This is a genomic window from Actinoplanes lutulentus, from assembly GCF_003259845.1.
Taxonomy (GTDB): Bacteria; Actinomycetota; Actinomycetes; order Mycobacteriales; family Micromonosporaceae; genus Actinoplanes; species Actinoplanes lutulentus.
This window is the reverse complement of the sequence record NZ_QLMJ01000008.1, coordinates 114,873-129,933: the sequence shown is the minus strand read 5'-3', so window position 1 is coordinate 129,933 and position 15,061 is coordinate 114,873. Positions and strand designations below refer to the sequence as shown.

The window sequence follows — 15,061 nt, the reverse complement described above, 5'->3', positions numbered from 1 at the left end:
TTTCTTCGGCGTGGTTCAGCTCCGCTCCAGGCCGGTCTCTGGGAGCGGCATCGGCAGGCCATGTCCTGCAGTGTTACCCGCGAAAATGTATGAGCTCAAGCAGTCAGATCAGTGCGGCACGGATGCCCGAGTTCATCGAGGCACCGACGGTCAGATCAGGCTGATGTCGGCGGCGTCGTGGATCCGGATGGTTACCTGGGCCGACGTTCCGGCCAGCGACGACGTGCTGAGCTGCCATCCGGCGACGAATCGTGGTGAGCGCCGCCGGGCGGCGGCTTTCGCGTCGGCGGGGACTGTCCCGGGCAATGCGAGCGAGTGGCGGGCGAGCAGGAAGTCGGTGTCGTCGGTGACCTCGAGGACCAGGGCGGGTACGGCAACCCGGGGTACGTCGAGGAACCGGTCGAGGGGCGACACGTCGTGTCGTTCCCTGTCGGCCAGGATCTCTTCGACGGTGCCGAGCTCGACGATCCCGTCGAGGTTGATCCGTAGCCGGTCGCCGAAGTGGCCGCGGGACAATTCAGCGCTGGTCATCGCCTTGATCTGCAGCGACGGCCAGGTGCTCTCGTCGACGATGCCGACCGGTACGGGCCGGGCGGTGCCGGCCGGCAGCCGGAACGTCCCGGGAACGCTGTCGAAGTCGTAGCCGGTGAACCGCAGTTCCAGATCCTGCGGGGTCAAGGGCTCCTGCACCTGCCACGCTTCGCTGGTCTCGGTGAACCGGACCGGGCGCCGGGCGGCCGCAGCAGTGGTTTCGGCAACCACCTTGGCATACGACGGCAGCAGACCGCTTCCACGGCGGGTGACAGTGACCAGCACGTGCGGGGTCCGGCTGGTGACGGCGCCGAACCGGTCGGTCCACGCTGTGTCGGTGAAATGCGCGGTTCCTGACACGGCGACGCGCTGGCTGACCTTGCCGTGGCAGGGCGCGTCGGTGACAAGCCTGGCCCGGACGTCCTGCAGTGACCAGCCGAGCGGCTCCAGAGCGAGGTCATCGACGTCTACCGTGACTGGCTCGATGGTGCTCTCTGGCATGTCCGCTCCCCATGATCTGGTCTCGTCCGGGCCGGAACGATAGCAGCGCCTCGCCGCCGGGATCGAACGCCGACAACGACGCGGCGGGTTTGCCGGGCGGCTGCGCCGGTCAGGGCGTTGGGGCGTCCTGGGAGCGGAGCACGAAGACCTGGCATCACGTTATGCCGAGCTCGGCGACGGCGCGATTCTGCGGACCGCTCTGACCGAGTCGCATCGACGCTGCTGGTGGATCGAGGGTGCCGGCCCGGCCTGCTTGCCGTCACGCTGGCCGGCCGCCGAGGCCGCGTTTCCTGGCATCACTGGGTCACGGTCGGCCGGGTGGTCGGTGGAGTTGGAACCTCTGGTCGGGATGGTCGAAGTAATACCGGATCGCTTGGTACGCCGGTACCGCGTTCGTGCCCAGCCATGAGGTTCGGGCGACCAGGAACGGCAGCGCCTGGCCTTCGAAGGCGTGCAGCCGACCGGTGTGGCGGCGTTCGCGAGTGCCATCGCTGGGCAGCGCCTTGACGGTGATCCACGGCTGCGGTGCGTCGGTGGCCTCGACGTCAACGACCGTGTCCCAGGGAACAAAGTGTTCGAGGACCAAAGAACGGTGATAGATACCGGACGGTGTCAGCACGAGCGTGCCGGGCGCGAGGCGCAGCAAGACGATGAGGAACCAGCCGACGACAACGGTGAACACGGCGGCGACGAGCGCCAGGATCCAGCCCGTTGCGGAGCCGTCACCGGCCATCACGACGGCGAAACCGACGCAGAACAGCGTGACCAGGGCCAGGATCACGGTCAGCGCGAAATCTGTGCGCGACGGCGAACCACGGATCCCCTCCGGGCGTATCAGAAGGCCGGGGAGAAACATCGCCCGCACAACGCCGATCATGACGGAGTGCGGCTACCACCGGTCAATTACTGCCGGCGCCGGCTCTGATACGTTGCCTCGTGGCGGCGTGGTGACGCTTCCCCGGACGAGATGTGCGCCGTACCCGGCCTGCAAAGACGACGCATCCGGGAGGCGCCATGACTGACACGCGTATCGACTTCAACTCCGCGACGCCGGGCGCCGGCACGCTGGACGTGCGATGGATCCATGGGTCGAGTTCGGCGAAACACAACACCGATCCCGACATTCAGGTGCACGCCTACAACGAGCACACCGTCATCTTGCGGCAGAACAAAGCGGTCGACTACGAGGCGCCGTTCATGTTCCTGTTGTTCGGCAATGATCGGGTGGTCCTGCTCGACACCGGTGCCACCGCGTCCGCGGAGCATTTTCCGTTGCGGCGCACCGTTGACGACCTCGTGCGGCGCTGGCTCGAAGCACATCCCCGCGAAGGTTACGAGCTGGTGGTTCTGCACACTCACGCCCATCGGGACCACGTCGCTGCCGACGCCCAGTTCGCCGGCCGTCCCCGTACCGTTGTGGTGGGCGCCGACCGCGCCAGTGCGTGGGCGTACCTGGGTCTGACCGGATCGAACCAGGTGGTGCGTCTTGATCTCGGCGGTCGGGTGCTCGACTGTTTGGCGACGCCGGGTCATCACGAGTCGGCGATCACCTTCCACGACCCGTTCACCGGACTGCTGTTCACCGGCGACACCGTCTATCGGGGCCGGCTGTACATCGATGACTGGACGGCGTTCCGGCAGACGATCGACACGCTCGTCGAGTTCTGCGAGACGCGGCCGGTGACCCACGTGCTGGGCTGCCACATCGAGATGACCGATGAGCCGGGTGTGGACTATCCGGTCCGGACCTCCTTCCAGCCTGACGAGACGCCGTTGCAGATGACCGCCGGTCATCTGCGGGACATCCAGGCGGCCGTCGCGGAGGTGGGTGACCGGACCGGCCGGCATGTCTTCGACGACTTCATCCTCTGCCGCGACGGGGCCTGACGCCTGCGCCGGCAGGCAGACAGCCCCAGCGGGTCGGGCACGTCAGCTCTTGACCAGTGTGGACGTGCCGGACTCGACGGTGTACGAGGCGGTGGTGCTGACCGGAGCCCTCCGCACGGCGATCGTCTCGACCGTGCGTGCATCGGTGCGCCACTCATGGCGGTCGACCGTGCAGCGCAGGTATCCGCGGCGGGAACCGTCGAAATACCGTACGTGCGGGTTGAGGATGGGGTTGAGCGCCTTGATCGGCGCGTCGTAGGCGGCGGGGAAGTCGGAGCTCACCGAGGTGGCCGTGAACTCGACCGCCACCGAGGCCTGCTCCGGCCGGTCGAAGTCGAGTTTCAGCTCGCTGAACCAGCTGGAGTGGATGTCGCCGGCGAGCACCACCGGGTTAGCGATCTTCGCGTCGTGCAGGTGCTGCAGCAGCCGGGTGCGCTGCGGGCGTACCCGTCCCATTGGTCGAGGTTGGCCAGGGTGGTGGGCCCGGCGCCGGTCGGATTGGGGAACCTGGTGCGGCTCATCATCACCTGCTGGGCGATGACGTTCCACCGGGCGGGGCTGCGGTCGAGGCCCTTGAGTAGCCAGCGCTCCTGGTCCTCGCCGGTCAGCGTGCCGGCCGTGTTGGCGAGCCCGGCCTCGAACAGGCCGAAGTCGCCGGAGAAACCGCCGGGCTGGTCGGTACGGTACTGCCGGGTGTCGAGCACGTTGAAGCGCACCAGCCGCCCATAGTCGAAGCGACGGAAGATGCGCAGGTCAGCGCTGCCAGGACGCAGGTCGGCGCGGATCGGCATGTGCTCGTAGTACGCCTGGTACGCGGCCGCCCGCTGCTTCGCGAAGTCAGCCGGCGTCTGGCGCTTGGCGCCGGTGTCATCGGTCTCGTCGATCAGTGTGGCGTAGTTGTTCTCGGTCTCGTGGTCATCCCAGGTCACGATCCACGGGAACGCCGCGTGGGCCGCCTGCAACGCCGGGCGGCGTGGAAGGCCACCGTCCTTGATGAGGCGGGTCCAGAGGATCACGGCATCCGGCAACGGGTCACCGCTGGCCACACCGACGGGGAACAGGTCGGCCGGCGCGGACGCGTACGCGGCACGCGGGCGCATCCAAGATGCCGCCGTAGCCGCGGATGGCACCATGATCGGCATGGCGTCGTTCGATCGGGTCGTGAACAGCTTCTGGCATCCGGATAGTGAGTATCTTCGGCTGCCTCCCCTGACGGATGACCTGGTCGCCGACGCAGAGGCTCAGCTCGGGGTCACCTTGCCACTCGATCTCATCCGCTTACTCCGGATTCAGAACGGTGGTGTCGTCGCCGAGGCGTGGGACGCATGTCCGGCCGAAGCGAACTTCTACGCGGATGATCACGTTCCCTTCGAGCACCTCTGCGGGATCGGACCGGCCGGGCAGGCCAAGACGACGACGCTGCTCGACACCCCATATCTGGTGCAGGAATGGGATCTTCCCTCGCCAATTGTGTTACTTGGCGGGGAAGGGCATTACTGGGTTGCCCTCGATTACCGGGACTGCGGCCCTGCCGGAGATCCGCCGGTCGTCTGGATCGACAACGAGATGGACCATGAACTGCTGCTTGCACCCGACTTCCGCAGGTTCATTGAGCGCCTGACACCCTCCGAGGGCTTCCCAGAATAACCTCGGCGGCCTCACTGCGCGGCACTTAGCCAGATCCCGTACCTTAGCGGCGCGAAATCGTCGCTGCGAGAGGTTGGCCAAATGGCGGGGTGGGAGCGGTCCGAAGCGTTGACCTCGGCGGCTGGGCCGTTCGAGAGGTGGCTGACGCCCCGCCTGGAGATGTCGTGGCGGCCCAGTGGCACGCCGATCGACGGACCGGTCGCGAAGCTCGGTGGGCAGCCGTTCTGGTTGGGTGAGCCGTTCTGGCCGGTGTCGCGGGGGTCCGGTGAGCTGATGACGTTCATCGGGCAGTTCCCGTTGCCGGGACCGGGTGTGGGGTTGGCGTATCTGTTCGTCAGCGACGAGGACGGAACCTTCGACCTGGAGGGTGGCGAGAACGCGCTCCTGGTGCAGCCGGATGGGCGCGTGCCATCGTTTGTGGACGGCGAGCCTCGGCGTACCGGCCCGGCGTTGTGGCGGCGAGGCGTGGATTGGTTCGCGCGGGAGCCCGTGGAGTTGCAACTCGACCTGAAGACGCCGGACGGGACTGCGGCTGCGGCGTTCGAGCGGCAGCTCGTCTCCCGTGACGCGGCGCTGCAGGGCAGGGTGATGGAGGAGGACGACGATCTGCCCGACGTGGAATGCCGCAGCTACGTGGGTGGCGAACCCTTGTTCTGGCAGCCGTGGACGCCTCCTGCGATTGATGATTCGTGGCGGTTCTTCTTCCAGCTGGATGGCGCGGAGGGTGTGGGTGAGGACGCGTTCGCGCTCAACTTCGGCGGCGGCACCGGTTACGCGTTCCTGAGTCAGGATCACCGGGAGGGCCGGTTCTTCTGGGACTGCGTCTGACGCGGCGGGACAGTCAGCCGGCTGGCGTCGCGGCCCCACGCCGGTAACCCCTTGCCCTCCACCAGGGCCAGCGCCGCCGCGGCCTCCGCCAGTCCGGCGGCCTGGAAACCGCTGGAGAGCAGCAACTCCGCCAGCGCCGTCCGCGCCGGAATCAGCGGCCACGCCGCCCCGGTCCGCTCGGTCTCGGCGATCACCTCGCGCAGGCCCTGCTCGGCGACGTCCACGTCGCCCTGCCGGTACCGCAGCCGGGCCAGATACAGCCGGGCGTCCGCCATGGCCAGCGGCAACCGGTACGGCCTGGCGAGGAACCGCAGCAGCCGCTCCTCCAGCCCGGCACGCCGGTCGACCGCCAGATCCAGCCCGAACGTGGTCAGCTCCACCACCGGGCGCAGCCGCTCATAGTCCGTGTCGTCGACCAGCTGACGGCCGGTCGCCAGCATCGTCGCGGCCAGGGCGATGTCGCCGACGTGCAGCGCGCCCTGCGCCCAGTTCAGACACGCGCGGGCACGCTCACGCGGATGCCCGGCGAGGCTCGCCGCCGTCGCGGTGATCGCCGGGACGGCAGCCGGGTCGCCGCTTTCCAGCAGCAGCGACAGCCGGGCGATCTCGACCGCCAGGACCGCCGACGGCTCGCCCGACTTCTCGGCGGCCAGGGCGGCCTCCTCGCAGCGGGCCTGATGCTCACTCAGGTGTCGGCCGATCACGGTGTCCGGAGCGGACAGCACCGCGAGGGCGCGGGCTCGCCGGCCGTGGTGGCGCAGGTACGGCACCGCCCGTTCGATCTCCTCGTATCCGGCGCGGGCCTCGCCCTGCTGACGCAGCATCCGGCCCAGCGCCAGGCCCAGTTCGCCCCGGGCGCCCGGCGGCAGCCCTCGGTCGGCGACCAGGTCGCGCATCACCGGGATGGCCGAGGCCTGGGCGACGCTTTCGATGGCGGAGCGGCCGAGTTTGGCGGCCAGCCGCACGCGCACCGGCCGGGGCAGGCCGGTGTGCCCGACGGCGTCGAGCAGGAACCGTGCGGCGGTGGCGTCGTCACCACGGGCGGCGGCCAGATCAGCGGCGGCTTCGGCGTTGCGGACGTGGTCGGCGGGGCTGCCGGCCTCGCGGAAATGATGGGCGAGGCGGGCGTACGGACGGGGTTGCTGTTCCTCCAGGAGCCGGGCCGCGCGCAGGTGCAGCAGCCGGCGGGTGACCGGCGGCAGCAACTCGTGGACGACCTGGCGGGCGAGGGTGTGCCGGAACCACAGCCGCCCGTCGCGCTGGTGCAGCAGCCCGGCTGTCCGGGCCTGGTTCAACGCCGCGGTCACCGTACCGTCGCTGGTCTGGGTGATCGCGGCGAGCTGCCGCGGGTCCGCGGCCTGACCCAGCACCGCGGCCGCGCCGAGGATCTCGCGGGCGGCCTCGTCGAAGTGCTGCAGCCGGGTGACCAGCACGTCGCGCAGCAGGGCCGGGACGGCGACGTCGGCGAGGGCATCGGGACGCTCACGGATGGTGTCCACGTCACCGTCGGTCAATGACCGCACGACCTCTTCGACGAGGAACGGAATACCGGCGGTGCGTTCGTAGAAATAGACGGCGAACGGGCCGGTGCCAGAACCCTTCAGCAGCGCGGACGCGAGCCGGCCGACCTCCGCACGGGTCAGCGGCGGCACCCGCAGCCGCCGGATCGCGGGACCTGGTTGCCACCCGGCCGGCAACTCGGCCTCACGCACCGTGATCACCACCTTCAGCCCGGGTACGGGATAAGCACCCAGATGGTCGAGCAACTGCAACGTCGCCGGGTCGGCCATCTGCAGGTCTTCCACGGCAAGCGCCATCGGCGTCAACGCCGCCAGCAGAGCCGCCGCCGCCCGCAGCAGCCGCGCGCGTTCAGCATCCGGATCAGGCAACGCCGCCAGGGGACTGGGAAGCTGGTCAGCGAGTGGCGGCAGCAGCCGTGCCAGTACACCCGCCTCCGGATCCGTCGTCCGCAACGGCGGCAGGGTCCCGGTGGCGTACGCGACCCGGAGCCCGTCGATCAGCGGCCCGAGCGGCTGCGGCTCGCGCAGATCGTCGCAGTGCGCGACCACCACCGGCAGCCCACTGTCCTGAAGCGACTCGGCCGCCAGGCGGCTCTTGCCGACGCCGGCCTCACCGCTGAGCAGGACCATCGCCGAGGGCCGGGCCAGTTCGGTACGCAGGGTGGCGAGCAGCCGGGTGCGCCCGACGAACGGCCCGGGCGCGGGCAGGGCGAAGAAAGCAGTCAGCGGAGACACCGGAAACGACGATCGGCGCGGCCGATTACGGGCAACCGCGCGTTCGGTTTCCATGCCGTGAACGACATCGATCGACGACCGCGATATCGATCAACTCGCTTGTAGCGTCACCACCACTTCAGGTCTCTGATCGAGTCGAGGTATTACGTGACACGCTCCTTCATCGGCAGGTCCGCGCCGCTCATCGTCGCGGCCGTGACCGCGCTGGCAGTGACCCCGCCGGCGCCCGCCACCGCACAAACAGCCGCCACCGCGATCACTCAGAAGAGCCCAGCAACAGGCACCACGATCACCCTGATCACCGGTGACGTCGTGACCGTCCGGCCCGGTGTCGTCACGGTGCAGGGCCCGGACGGCGAGCAGGTCGGCGCGCACATCACCACCGTGGGCCCGGACACGTACGTCTATCCCGACAGTGCCAAGCCCTACGTCAGTGCCGGCAGCCTGGACAAGCGGCTGTTCAACGTCACCTACCTGCTGCGCGAGGGATACAGCGACACCGCGACCGATCGGCTGCCGGTCATCCTCGGGTACCAGAACGCCGCCGCCGGCCGCCGCGCCGCCGCGCTGCCGGACGCCAGCACCGAGGTACGCGCACTGCCCAGCATCCACGGCCGCGTGGTCACCACGGACCGCGACCGTTCCGAGGACTTCTGGTCGTCATTGACCGGGGAAACCCCGGCCGCTTTTGAGCACGGCATCACCAAGGTGTGGCTGGACGGCAAGGTGCACGCCGCCCTCACCGACAGCGTCGCCCAGATCGGCGCCCCCGCCGTCTGGGCCGGCGGCAACACCGGCGCCGGCATCGACGTCGCCGTCCTGGACACCGGCATCGACGCCGGACACCCGGACTTTGCCGGCCAGATCGAATCGAGCGCCAGCTTCGTGCCCGGCGAGGACGTCACCGACGGCCACGGCCACGGTACGCACGTCGCCTCCACGATCGCCGGCACCGGAGCCGGATCCGGCGGCGCCGAACGCGGTGTCGCACCCGGCGCCGACCTGGAGATCGGCAAGGTCCTCGACAACGGCGGCTCCGGCCAGGACTCCTGGATCATCGCCGGCATGGAGTGGGCCGCCCGGGACCGCAAGGCGAAGGTCGTCAGCATGAGCCTCGGCGGCAGCCCCACCGACGGCACCGACCCGATGAGCGCGGCCGTCAACGCGCTGAGCGCCGAGACCGGCGCCCTGTTCGTCGTCGCGGCCGGCAACAGCGGCCCGACCGAGACGACAGTGGGTACGCCCGGCGCCGCCGACGCTGCCCTGACCGTCGGAGCGGTGGACGCCGCCGACCACATCGCCGAGTTCTCCAGCCGCGGACCGCGACTGGTCGACGGCGCTCTCAAGCCCGAGATCACCGCGCCCGGCGTCGACATCCTCGCCGCCCGGTCGCAGTATTCCACCGAGGGCGAAGGCCTCTATCGGACGATGAGCGGCACCTCGATGGCCACCCCGCACGTGGCCGGCGCCGCCGTGCTGCTCGCCGCACAGCACCCCGGCTGGACCGGCGCGCAGCTCAAGGACGCGCTGGTCAGCACGGCGAAGCAGACACCCGACTACGGCCCCTATGAGGGCGGCAGTGGCCGTGTCGACATCGCCGCTACCAGCACGGCCACGGTCTTCGCGACCGGCACCGCGTACCTCGGCATCCACCCGCTGGAGGACGAGCCCACCGGCACGACCGAGAAGCAGATCACCTACACCAACACCGGCGCTGCCGACGTCACTCTTGATCTGGAGCTGGCTGCTCCGGGCGTACCCGATGGTCTGATTTTGATCTCTGCTCCTCGGGTTTCGGTTCCGGCCGGCGGCACGGCGACGGTGACGGTCGCGGCGGATCTGAGCCGGACGCAGGAGAAGGGCCGCTACACCGGCAATGTGGTCGCGACCAGCACCGATGGCATCCGGCTGGCCGACACGGTCGTCGGGCTGAGCACCGAGGACCAGCCGCGGCACCTGGTGCTCAAGCCGTCCGGGCGCAACGGCGAGGCGATGCCCGGCGAGATCATGTTGCTGCGCGACGGCGACCCGGCCGGCGCCTACTACTTCTTCCGCACCGACGACGGCCACGCCATCGACGTGCTCGTGCCGCAGGGCCGGTATTCGGTGTGGATGTGGGGCGACGTCGAGGGCAGTCACGGTCCGAACTCGCGCGGTGTCGCGCTGGTCAACGTGCCCACCGTGATCGTCGAGAAGGACACGACGGTGGAGTTGAAAGCCGCCTCGACCCGCGAGATCCAGGCGATCACTCCGAAGCTCACCGCGAACGCCGAGATCCGCCTCGACTACCACCGCGAGCTGGGCACGGCCTCGGTCACCGACGCCTATCTGGTGAACCGCTACTACGACAGCATCTGGATCACTCCCGGTCAGAAGGCCCGCGACGGCAAGATGTCGGTGACCGCCCGCTGGCGCAAGATCGAACCGGCGCTCTCGATCAACAACGGCGGCATCCTCTATGACGACCTGATCGTGCTGCCCGGATCGACAGTGCCGGCCGAGGGGACGAAACAGACTCAGGCGGTCTTCGCCGGTACCGGCACCGCCGCGGAGCTCAAGGCCGCAGGAGTCAAAGACAAGATCGCTTTGGTACGCCAGGACGACCTCGACGAGCAGGTCGAAGCCGCTGAGCAGGCCGGCGCCGCACTGCTGCTGATCGTCACGAACGAAACCGGGCGTTGGTACGACGCGACCAGCCGGACGAAACTCGCCGTGGTGTCGCTGACCAAGGACAGCGGCGAACGGCTGATCACCCAGCTCGGCGCGGGCCGGGTGGATCTGCGGGTCACGTCCGATCCGACCACCGACTATCTGTACGACCTGGTGCGGTACTGGCCGGCCGGGGTGCCGAAATCGGTCGTCTACCGTCCGTCGGAGCGTGACCTGGCCCGGGTCGACGTCGACTTCCAGAGCACGACGGATCGGGAGTTGTCCGAGCGCCGGTATGACTACAACCCGGACATGCCGGTGAAGGTGGGCTCGCTGTCGACGATCAAGGTGGATCGGTTCCGTACCGACTGGGTGACGCCCGGCAGCGACATCCGGTGGTCGGCGGAGATGAACGATCTGCGGTCGTTCCAGCGCGGCGGCAGCCGGACGTTCACGGCGGGCAGCCGGACCAGTGAGAAGTGGCTGGCCGCGATTCAGCGTCCACGGATCAACGATGCGGGCACGCTGCCCTACCGGGACGGCGACCGGATCGTGGCCGAGGTGCCCGGGTGGGGTGACTCCGGAGCTGACCATGCCGGGGATGCCGTGCCGGAGGGTTCGTCGGGGCAGGTCGTGACGCTGTCGCAGGGTAAGACGGTGCTGGAGCAGAACGGGTGGGGCTGGATCGACTCGAACAGCGGGTTGAGCCCCAAGCGGCTGCCGTACCGGCTGCTCACGACGACCGAGGGCGACCCGGCGGTCTTCCCGTACTCGATCAAGACGCGGACGGCCTGGGACTTCGTGTCGGACGCCACGACGAAACGGTTGCCGCTGATCCAGCTCGACTACGTGGTGGACACGGATCTGGCGCACAAGGCTTCCCGGTCGGCGGGGATCACCGTGATCCCGTCGCACCTGGCCGGCGCACCGAGCAGCAAGTCGATCAGGACGGTCACAGTGGATGTGTCCTTCGACGACGGTGTGACCTGGGTCAGCCGTCGGCTGACCCAGGGGAGGAGCGGCTGGACCGCGGAGCTGCGGGCACCGAGGAGCGCACAGCACGTCACACTGCGGACGAGCGCCAAGGATGCCTACGGCAACAAGGTGGAGCAGACGATCACCCGGGCCTTCGGCCTGAAGTGATCATCGGCCGGGCCGCGGCGACTCTCGTCGCGGCCCGGTCACCTTTTGGTTACCTGGTCACTGGCAACCCGAGCGGATGCCGCTGCTGCTGGACGGGATCGCCCGCGCGGCGGCGAAGCTCGGCGTCACCCCGGCCGCGCCGGCATCACTGTTCGGCATCGTGGCGCTGGACGTGCCGGAGCACCTGGTCGAGGTGGAGGCGGTCGCCGTCCTCGACTGATCAGCCGGGCGTATTTAGCCGGCGGAGGCACGGAAGCTGCTGCGGGACTTCTCGATGTGGCCCAGGTAACGCTGGGTCCAGCCGCACATGCCGTCGACCACCGCCCGCAGACCGTCGCCGGCCTCGGTGAGCGTGTACTCGACGCGCGGCGGAATCGTCGGGTAGACGGTGCGTTCCACCAGCCCGTTGCGTTCCAGCATCCGCAGGTTCTGAGTGAGCATCTTGTGGCTGATGCCGCCGATCTCGTTGCGCAGTTCGCTGAAGCGCATGGTGCGCTGCCCCAGGAACTCGATGATCAGGAAAGCCCACTTGTTGGCGACGTCCGAGAAGATCTCCCGCGCGAGGGAGTCCGCCCGGGCCAGGTCGGCCTCCGGAGGGAGTGCGCTGATCTCCTGCCGCGTTCCCATTCCTTACTCTCCTTCAGTTCCCGAGTAACCATCAGAGAGTAACCCGGGGTGTCGCGTCACCCGTTCGGCCGACGCCGGACGCGGGTGAGTCACCGCCCGCCGGGGTACACAGGGGACCGCCGCCGGCCACGTCAGGAGAACACTGTGAGCGCGTACCCCGAGGTCGTCGTGCTGTTGCCGGTCCACCGCCCCGGCCCTCACCTGCGCGAACTCGTCGCCGATCTGCTCGCCGACGGCGCCTGCCGGATCGTGATCGTCGACGACGGCAGCGGCCCCGCCTTCGAGCCGGCCCTGGCGGCGGTGCGCGCGCTGGGCTGCGAAGTGCTGCGGCACCCGGTCAACAAGGGCAAGGGCGTCGCGATCAAAACCGGCCTTCGGTACGCCGAAACGACCTTCAGTGGCATGGATGTCGTCACCGCCGACGCCGACGGCCAGCACAGCGCCGACGACATCCGCCGGGTGAGCGAGCGATCCGGCCGCGACCTGATCATCCTCGGGGTCCGCCGGTTCGACCCGATGCCGTTACGCAGCCGGTTCGGCAACACCGTGACCCAGGTCCTGTTCCGCAACGCGACCGGCCGCGCTGTCTCGGACACCCAGACCGGCCTGCGGGTCTACCCCGCGGCGCTGCTCGGCCGCCTCGGCGCCGTCGAGGGCGAGCGCTTCGAGTACGAGATGAACGTACTGCTGGACGCCGCTCGCACCGGCCAGCCGATGGAGGAGGTGGTGATCCCGGCGGTGTACCTCAACGGCAACGCGGGCTCGAACTTCGGCGGCCTCAGCGACTCGATCCGCGTCTACCGGCCGTTGCTGCGGTTCGCCCTCGCCTCCCTGATGACCCGGCGCCAACCCTGACAGGTCCGCCCGCACACATCAGCTGTTCTCGGGCAGCGACAGCAGCCAGTCCGCCATCCGGCTGACGCTGCGGACGGCGGCCGGGTTGTCCGGTTCGTTGAGGTGGCCGTGCCGGGTCCCGCTTTCGCGGATCATCACGAGGTCGACTCCGGCGGCGGCGAGTTCGGCGCCGTACCGCTGTCCGGAGGCGCGCAGCGGGTCGATGTCGGAGTTGAGGATGAACGTCGGCGGCAGGCCGGTGAGGTCGTGGCCGCCAGGGAACGCGTACGGTTCCTGGAGGGCGGCCGGCTCTCGTACGTAGTTGAGGTTCATCCTGCTGATGGCCTCGGCGCCGATCAGATCGGCGTTCGGCAGGGTCGCCACCTTCGCGGCCAGTTCGGCGGGCATCGGTGGAAGCCCGGCGTGCAGGACCGGGTAGACGAGCAGCACAGCGCGGGGGAGTGGCCCGCCGTGGTCGCGCAGCCGGAGAGTGGCGCCCGCGGTGAGATTGCCGCCGGCGCTGGCTCCGCCGATCGCCCAGCCCCGGGCCACCGGGAAGGCGTCGGCCGCCCACCGGAACGCGGCGGTGACCTCCTCGGAGGCGACCGGATAGCGGACGCGGCCGGCTGACTCCCCGGCCGTGCCGGTCGCCCAGTCCAGGACCGGGGCGAGCCGGTAGTCCACGGTGACGACGGTGATGCCGCGTCCGGCGAACTGCCGGGCGACCCCGTCGCTCTCGGGCATGTCCAGGTCGCCGCCGAAGAAGGCGCCGCCGTGCGCCCAGACCAGCCCGGCTTCGGCATCCGCCTGACGATCAGGGGTGTAGACGCGAACCGGGATGCTGCCGTGTGGTCCGTCGATCCGCCGGTTCTCGATCGTGAGGCTCATCGGGCAGCGGTCGTACGCCGAACGACCAGGGTGGGTGACAGTGTGATCTGGGCGGTGCGCCGGTCGCGCTGGCCGATCCGGTCGACCAGCAGCCGGGCGGCGTTCGCGCCCATCTGCCGGCCGTCCTGATCGACGCTGGTCAGTGAGATCGGCCCGAAAGCGGCCAGAGCGCTGTTGTCGTAACCGGCCACCGAGATGTCGCCGGGCACGGTCAGACCGGCTTCCGCTATCGCTTCGAGGGCGCCGAGGGCGACGACGTCGGCGCCGGCGAAGATCGCGGTGGGCCGGACCGGGCGGGCCAGCAGCTGTTGGGCGCCGAGGTATCCGCCCTGCTGGGTGTAGCTGGTCGACGCGATGTCGATCTCGTCTTCGAGGCCGTGGGCGATCATCGCGTCGCGGTATCCGCGGGCGCGCTGCGCGTTGGGCATCTCGGTGAGGCGGACCCGGTCGGTCTCGTGGTGCTCGATGTGCGCGATGCGGCGGTGGCCGAGACTGACGAGATGGTCGACGACCAGGGCGGCACCGGCGATGTCGTCGTCGGTGACGCTGTCGTGGTTCGGGGAGGATCCGTGCCGGCCGACGACCACGGTCGGCACGTTGCCGGCGACCTCGTTGAGGCGCTTCTTCGCCGAGACCGGGGCGATCAGCACGAGGCCGTCCATGCTGCGGTCGATCATCGCGTCGATGACCCGGGCCTCGGCCTTCTCGCCGTTGCAGCCGGGCGCCAGCAGCACCTGGTAATCGCTGTCGCCGAGCTGGGCGGTGATCCCGTCGAGGATGTCGGCGAAGAACAGGTTGCGCAGCTCCGGGAGCATCACGCCGATGGTGTACGTCTGCCCGCGCAGTCCCCGGGCGGCGGCCGACGGCCGGTAACCGAGCTCGGCGATGGCCTGCTGAACCTTGGTCCGCATGGCCGGGCTCGCGCCGTACGCGTTACGCAGCACCTTGGACACCGCGGTGGTGGACACCTGGGCGTGGCGCGCGACGTCGACGATGGTGACGCGACGGGGCGCGGGCTTGTCCACCGGGTCTCCTAAAGCGTGAGGGTTGGGCAAAGCGTACTGATCAGGTCGCACGTCATGTGAAACGTTATCCACGGTGGTGATCTTCTCAAGCCCAGCACGCGCCAAGCAAGAGCCGATAATCCGGCCTACCAACCCCTTGACGCTGTTCGGCACGCGCTCGTAAGGTCGGCGAAACATTTGGAAAACGTTACCCACATCACCGCGACACCGCGCCGGGCGCGGTCGTTCCACCTGAACATGAAACGA

At 69.2% G+C, this 15,061-nt stretch carries 11 protein-coding genes, 2 pseudogenes and 1 riboswitch; of the genes and pseudogenes, 6 read left to right on the top strand and 7 right to left on the bottom strand.

What is annotated here, in order from left to right:
* Nucleotides 1-150: 150 nt before the first annotated feature.
* A complete protein-coding gene (locus B0I29_RS19045) occupies nucleotides 151-1,032 on the bottom strand; it encodes a hypothetical protein (RefSeq protein WP_111650364.1) in 882 nt (293 codons plus the stop codon).
* 304 nt (nucleotides 1,033-1,336) lie between these two features.
* On the bottom strand, nucleotides 1,337-1,897 hold the full coding sequence (locus tag B0I29_RS19040) for a DUF1345 domain-containing protein (protein ID WP_146616815.1): 561 nt from the start codon (nucleotides 1,895-1,897) through the stop codon (nucleotides 1,337-1,339).
* A 71-nt stretch (nucleotides 1,898-1,968) separates the two neighbouring features.
* Nucleotides 1,969-2,035, top strand: a riboswitch (guanidine-III (ykkC-III) riboswitch).
* Between the two features lie 11 nt (nucleotides 2,036-2,046).
* Here B0I29_RS19040 and B0I29_RS19035 point away from each other — a divergent pair.
* Nucleotides 2,047-2,919: an MBL fold metallo-hydrolase gene (locus tag B0I29_RS19035; RefSeq protein WP_111650362.1), complete on the top strand. Its 873-nt coding sequence runs from the start codon at nucleotides 2,047-2,049 to the stop codon at nucleotides 2,917-2,919.
* A 42-nt stretch (nucleotides 2,920-2,961) separates the two neighbouring features.
* On the opposite strand, the pseudogene B0I29_RS19030 reads toward B0I29_RS19035, so the two are convergent.
* Nucleotides 2,962-4,019, bottom strand: a pseudogene (locus B0I29_RS19030) (alkaline phosphatase D family protein).
* A 31-nt stretch (nucleotides 4,020-4,050) separates the two neighbouring features.
* On the opposite strand from B0I29_RS19030, the gene B0I29_RS19025 reads away from it, so the two are divergent.
* Nucleotides 4,051-4,566: an SMI1/KNR4 family protein gene (locus B0I29_RS19025; RefSeq protein ID WP_220091350.1), complete on the top strand. Its 516-nt coding sequence runs from the start codon at nucleotides 4,051-4,053 to the stop codon at nucleotides 4,564-4,566.
* Between the two features lie 81 nt (nucleotides 4,567-4,647).
* On the top strand, nucleotides 4,648-5,394 hold the full coding sequence (locus B0I29_RS19020) for a hypothetical protein (protein WP_245972611.1): 747 nt from the start codon (nucleotides 4,648-4,650) through the stop codon (nucleotides 5,392-5,394).
* Here B0I29_RS19020 and B0I29_RS19015 read toward each other — a convergent pair.
* Nucleotides 5,358-7,649, bottom strand: a complete 2,292-nt coding sequence (locus B0I29_RS19015) for an AAA family ATPase (RefSeq protein ID WP_181557867.1) — start codon at nucleotides 7,647-7,649, stop codon at nucleotides 5,358-5,360. The two genes, B0I29_RS19020 and B0I29_RS19015, sit on opposite strands and share 37 nt — an antisense overlap.
* A 147-nt stretch (nucleotides 7,650-7,796) precedes the next feature.
* Between B0I29_RS19015 and B0I29_RS19010 the strand changes: the two genes are divergently transcribed.
* On the top strand, nucleotides 7,797-11,441 hold the full coding sequence (locus tag B0I29_RS19010) for a S8 family serine peptidase (RefSeq protein ID WP_220091349.1): 3,645 nt from the start codon (nucleotides 7,797-7,799) through the stop codon (nucleotides 11,439-11,441).
* A 61-nt stretch (nucleotides 11,442-11,502) separates the two neighbouring features.
* Nucleotides 11,503-11,661: pseudogene (locus tag B0I29_RS19005) on the top strand (RidA family protein); the annotation flags it as partial.
* 14 nt (nucleotides 11,662-11,675) lie between these two features.
* Here B0I29_RS19005 and B0I29_RS19000 read toward each other — a convergent pair.
* Nucleotides 11,676-12,068: a winged helix-turn-helix transcriptional regulator gene (locus tag B0I29_RS19000; RefSeq protein ID WP_111650360.1), complete on the bottom strand. Its 393-nt coding sequence runs from the start codon at nucleotides 12,066-12,068 to the stop codon at nucleotides 11,676-11,678.
* A gap of 144 nt (nucleotides 12,069-12,212) precedes the next feature.
* Here B0I29_RS19000 and B0I29_RS18995 point away from each other — a divergent pair, with 144 nt between their 5' ends.
* Nucleotides 12,213-12,923 carry a glycosyltransferase family 2 protein gene (locus tag B0I29_RS18995; protein WP_181557866.1) on the top strand — a complete coding sequence of 237 codons (711 nt, stop codon included), beginning with the start codon at nucleotides 12,213-12,215 and terminating at the stop codon, nucleotides 12,921-12,923.
* Between the two features lie 18 nt (nucleotides 12,924-12,941).
* Here B0I29_RS18995 and B0I29_RS18990 read toward each other — a convergent pair whose 3' ends face one another.
* Together B0I29_RS18990 and B0I29_RS18985 are read right to left on the bottom strand one after the other, a co-directional pair.
* Nucleotides 12,942-13,790: an alpha/beta hydrolase gene (locus B0I29_RS18990; RefSeq protein ID WP_111650358.1), complete on the bottom strand. Its 849-nt coding sequence runs from the start codon at nucleotides 13,788-13,790 to the stop codon at nucleotides 12,942-12,944.
* Nucleotides 13,787-14,815, bottom strand: coding sequence for a LacI family DNA-binding transcriptional regulator (locus B0I29_RS18985; RefSeq protein ID WP_111650357.1), 1,029 nt, complete (start codon nucleotides 14,813-14,815; stop codon nucleotides 13,787-13,789). The genes B0I29_RS18990 and B0I29_RS18985 overlap by 4 nt, the downstream gene beginning before the upstream one ends.
* Between the last annotated feature and the right edge of the window lie 246 nt (nucleotides 14,816-15,061).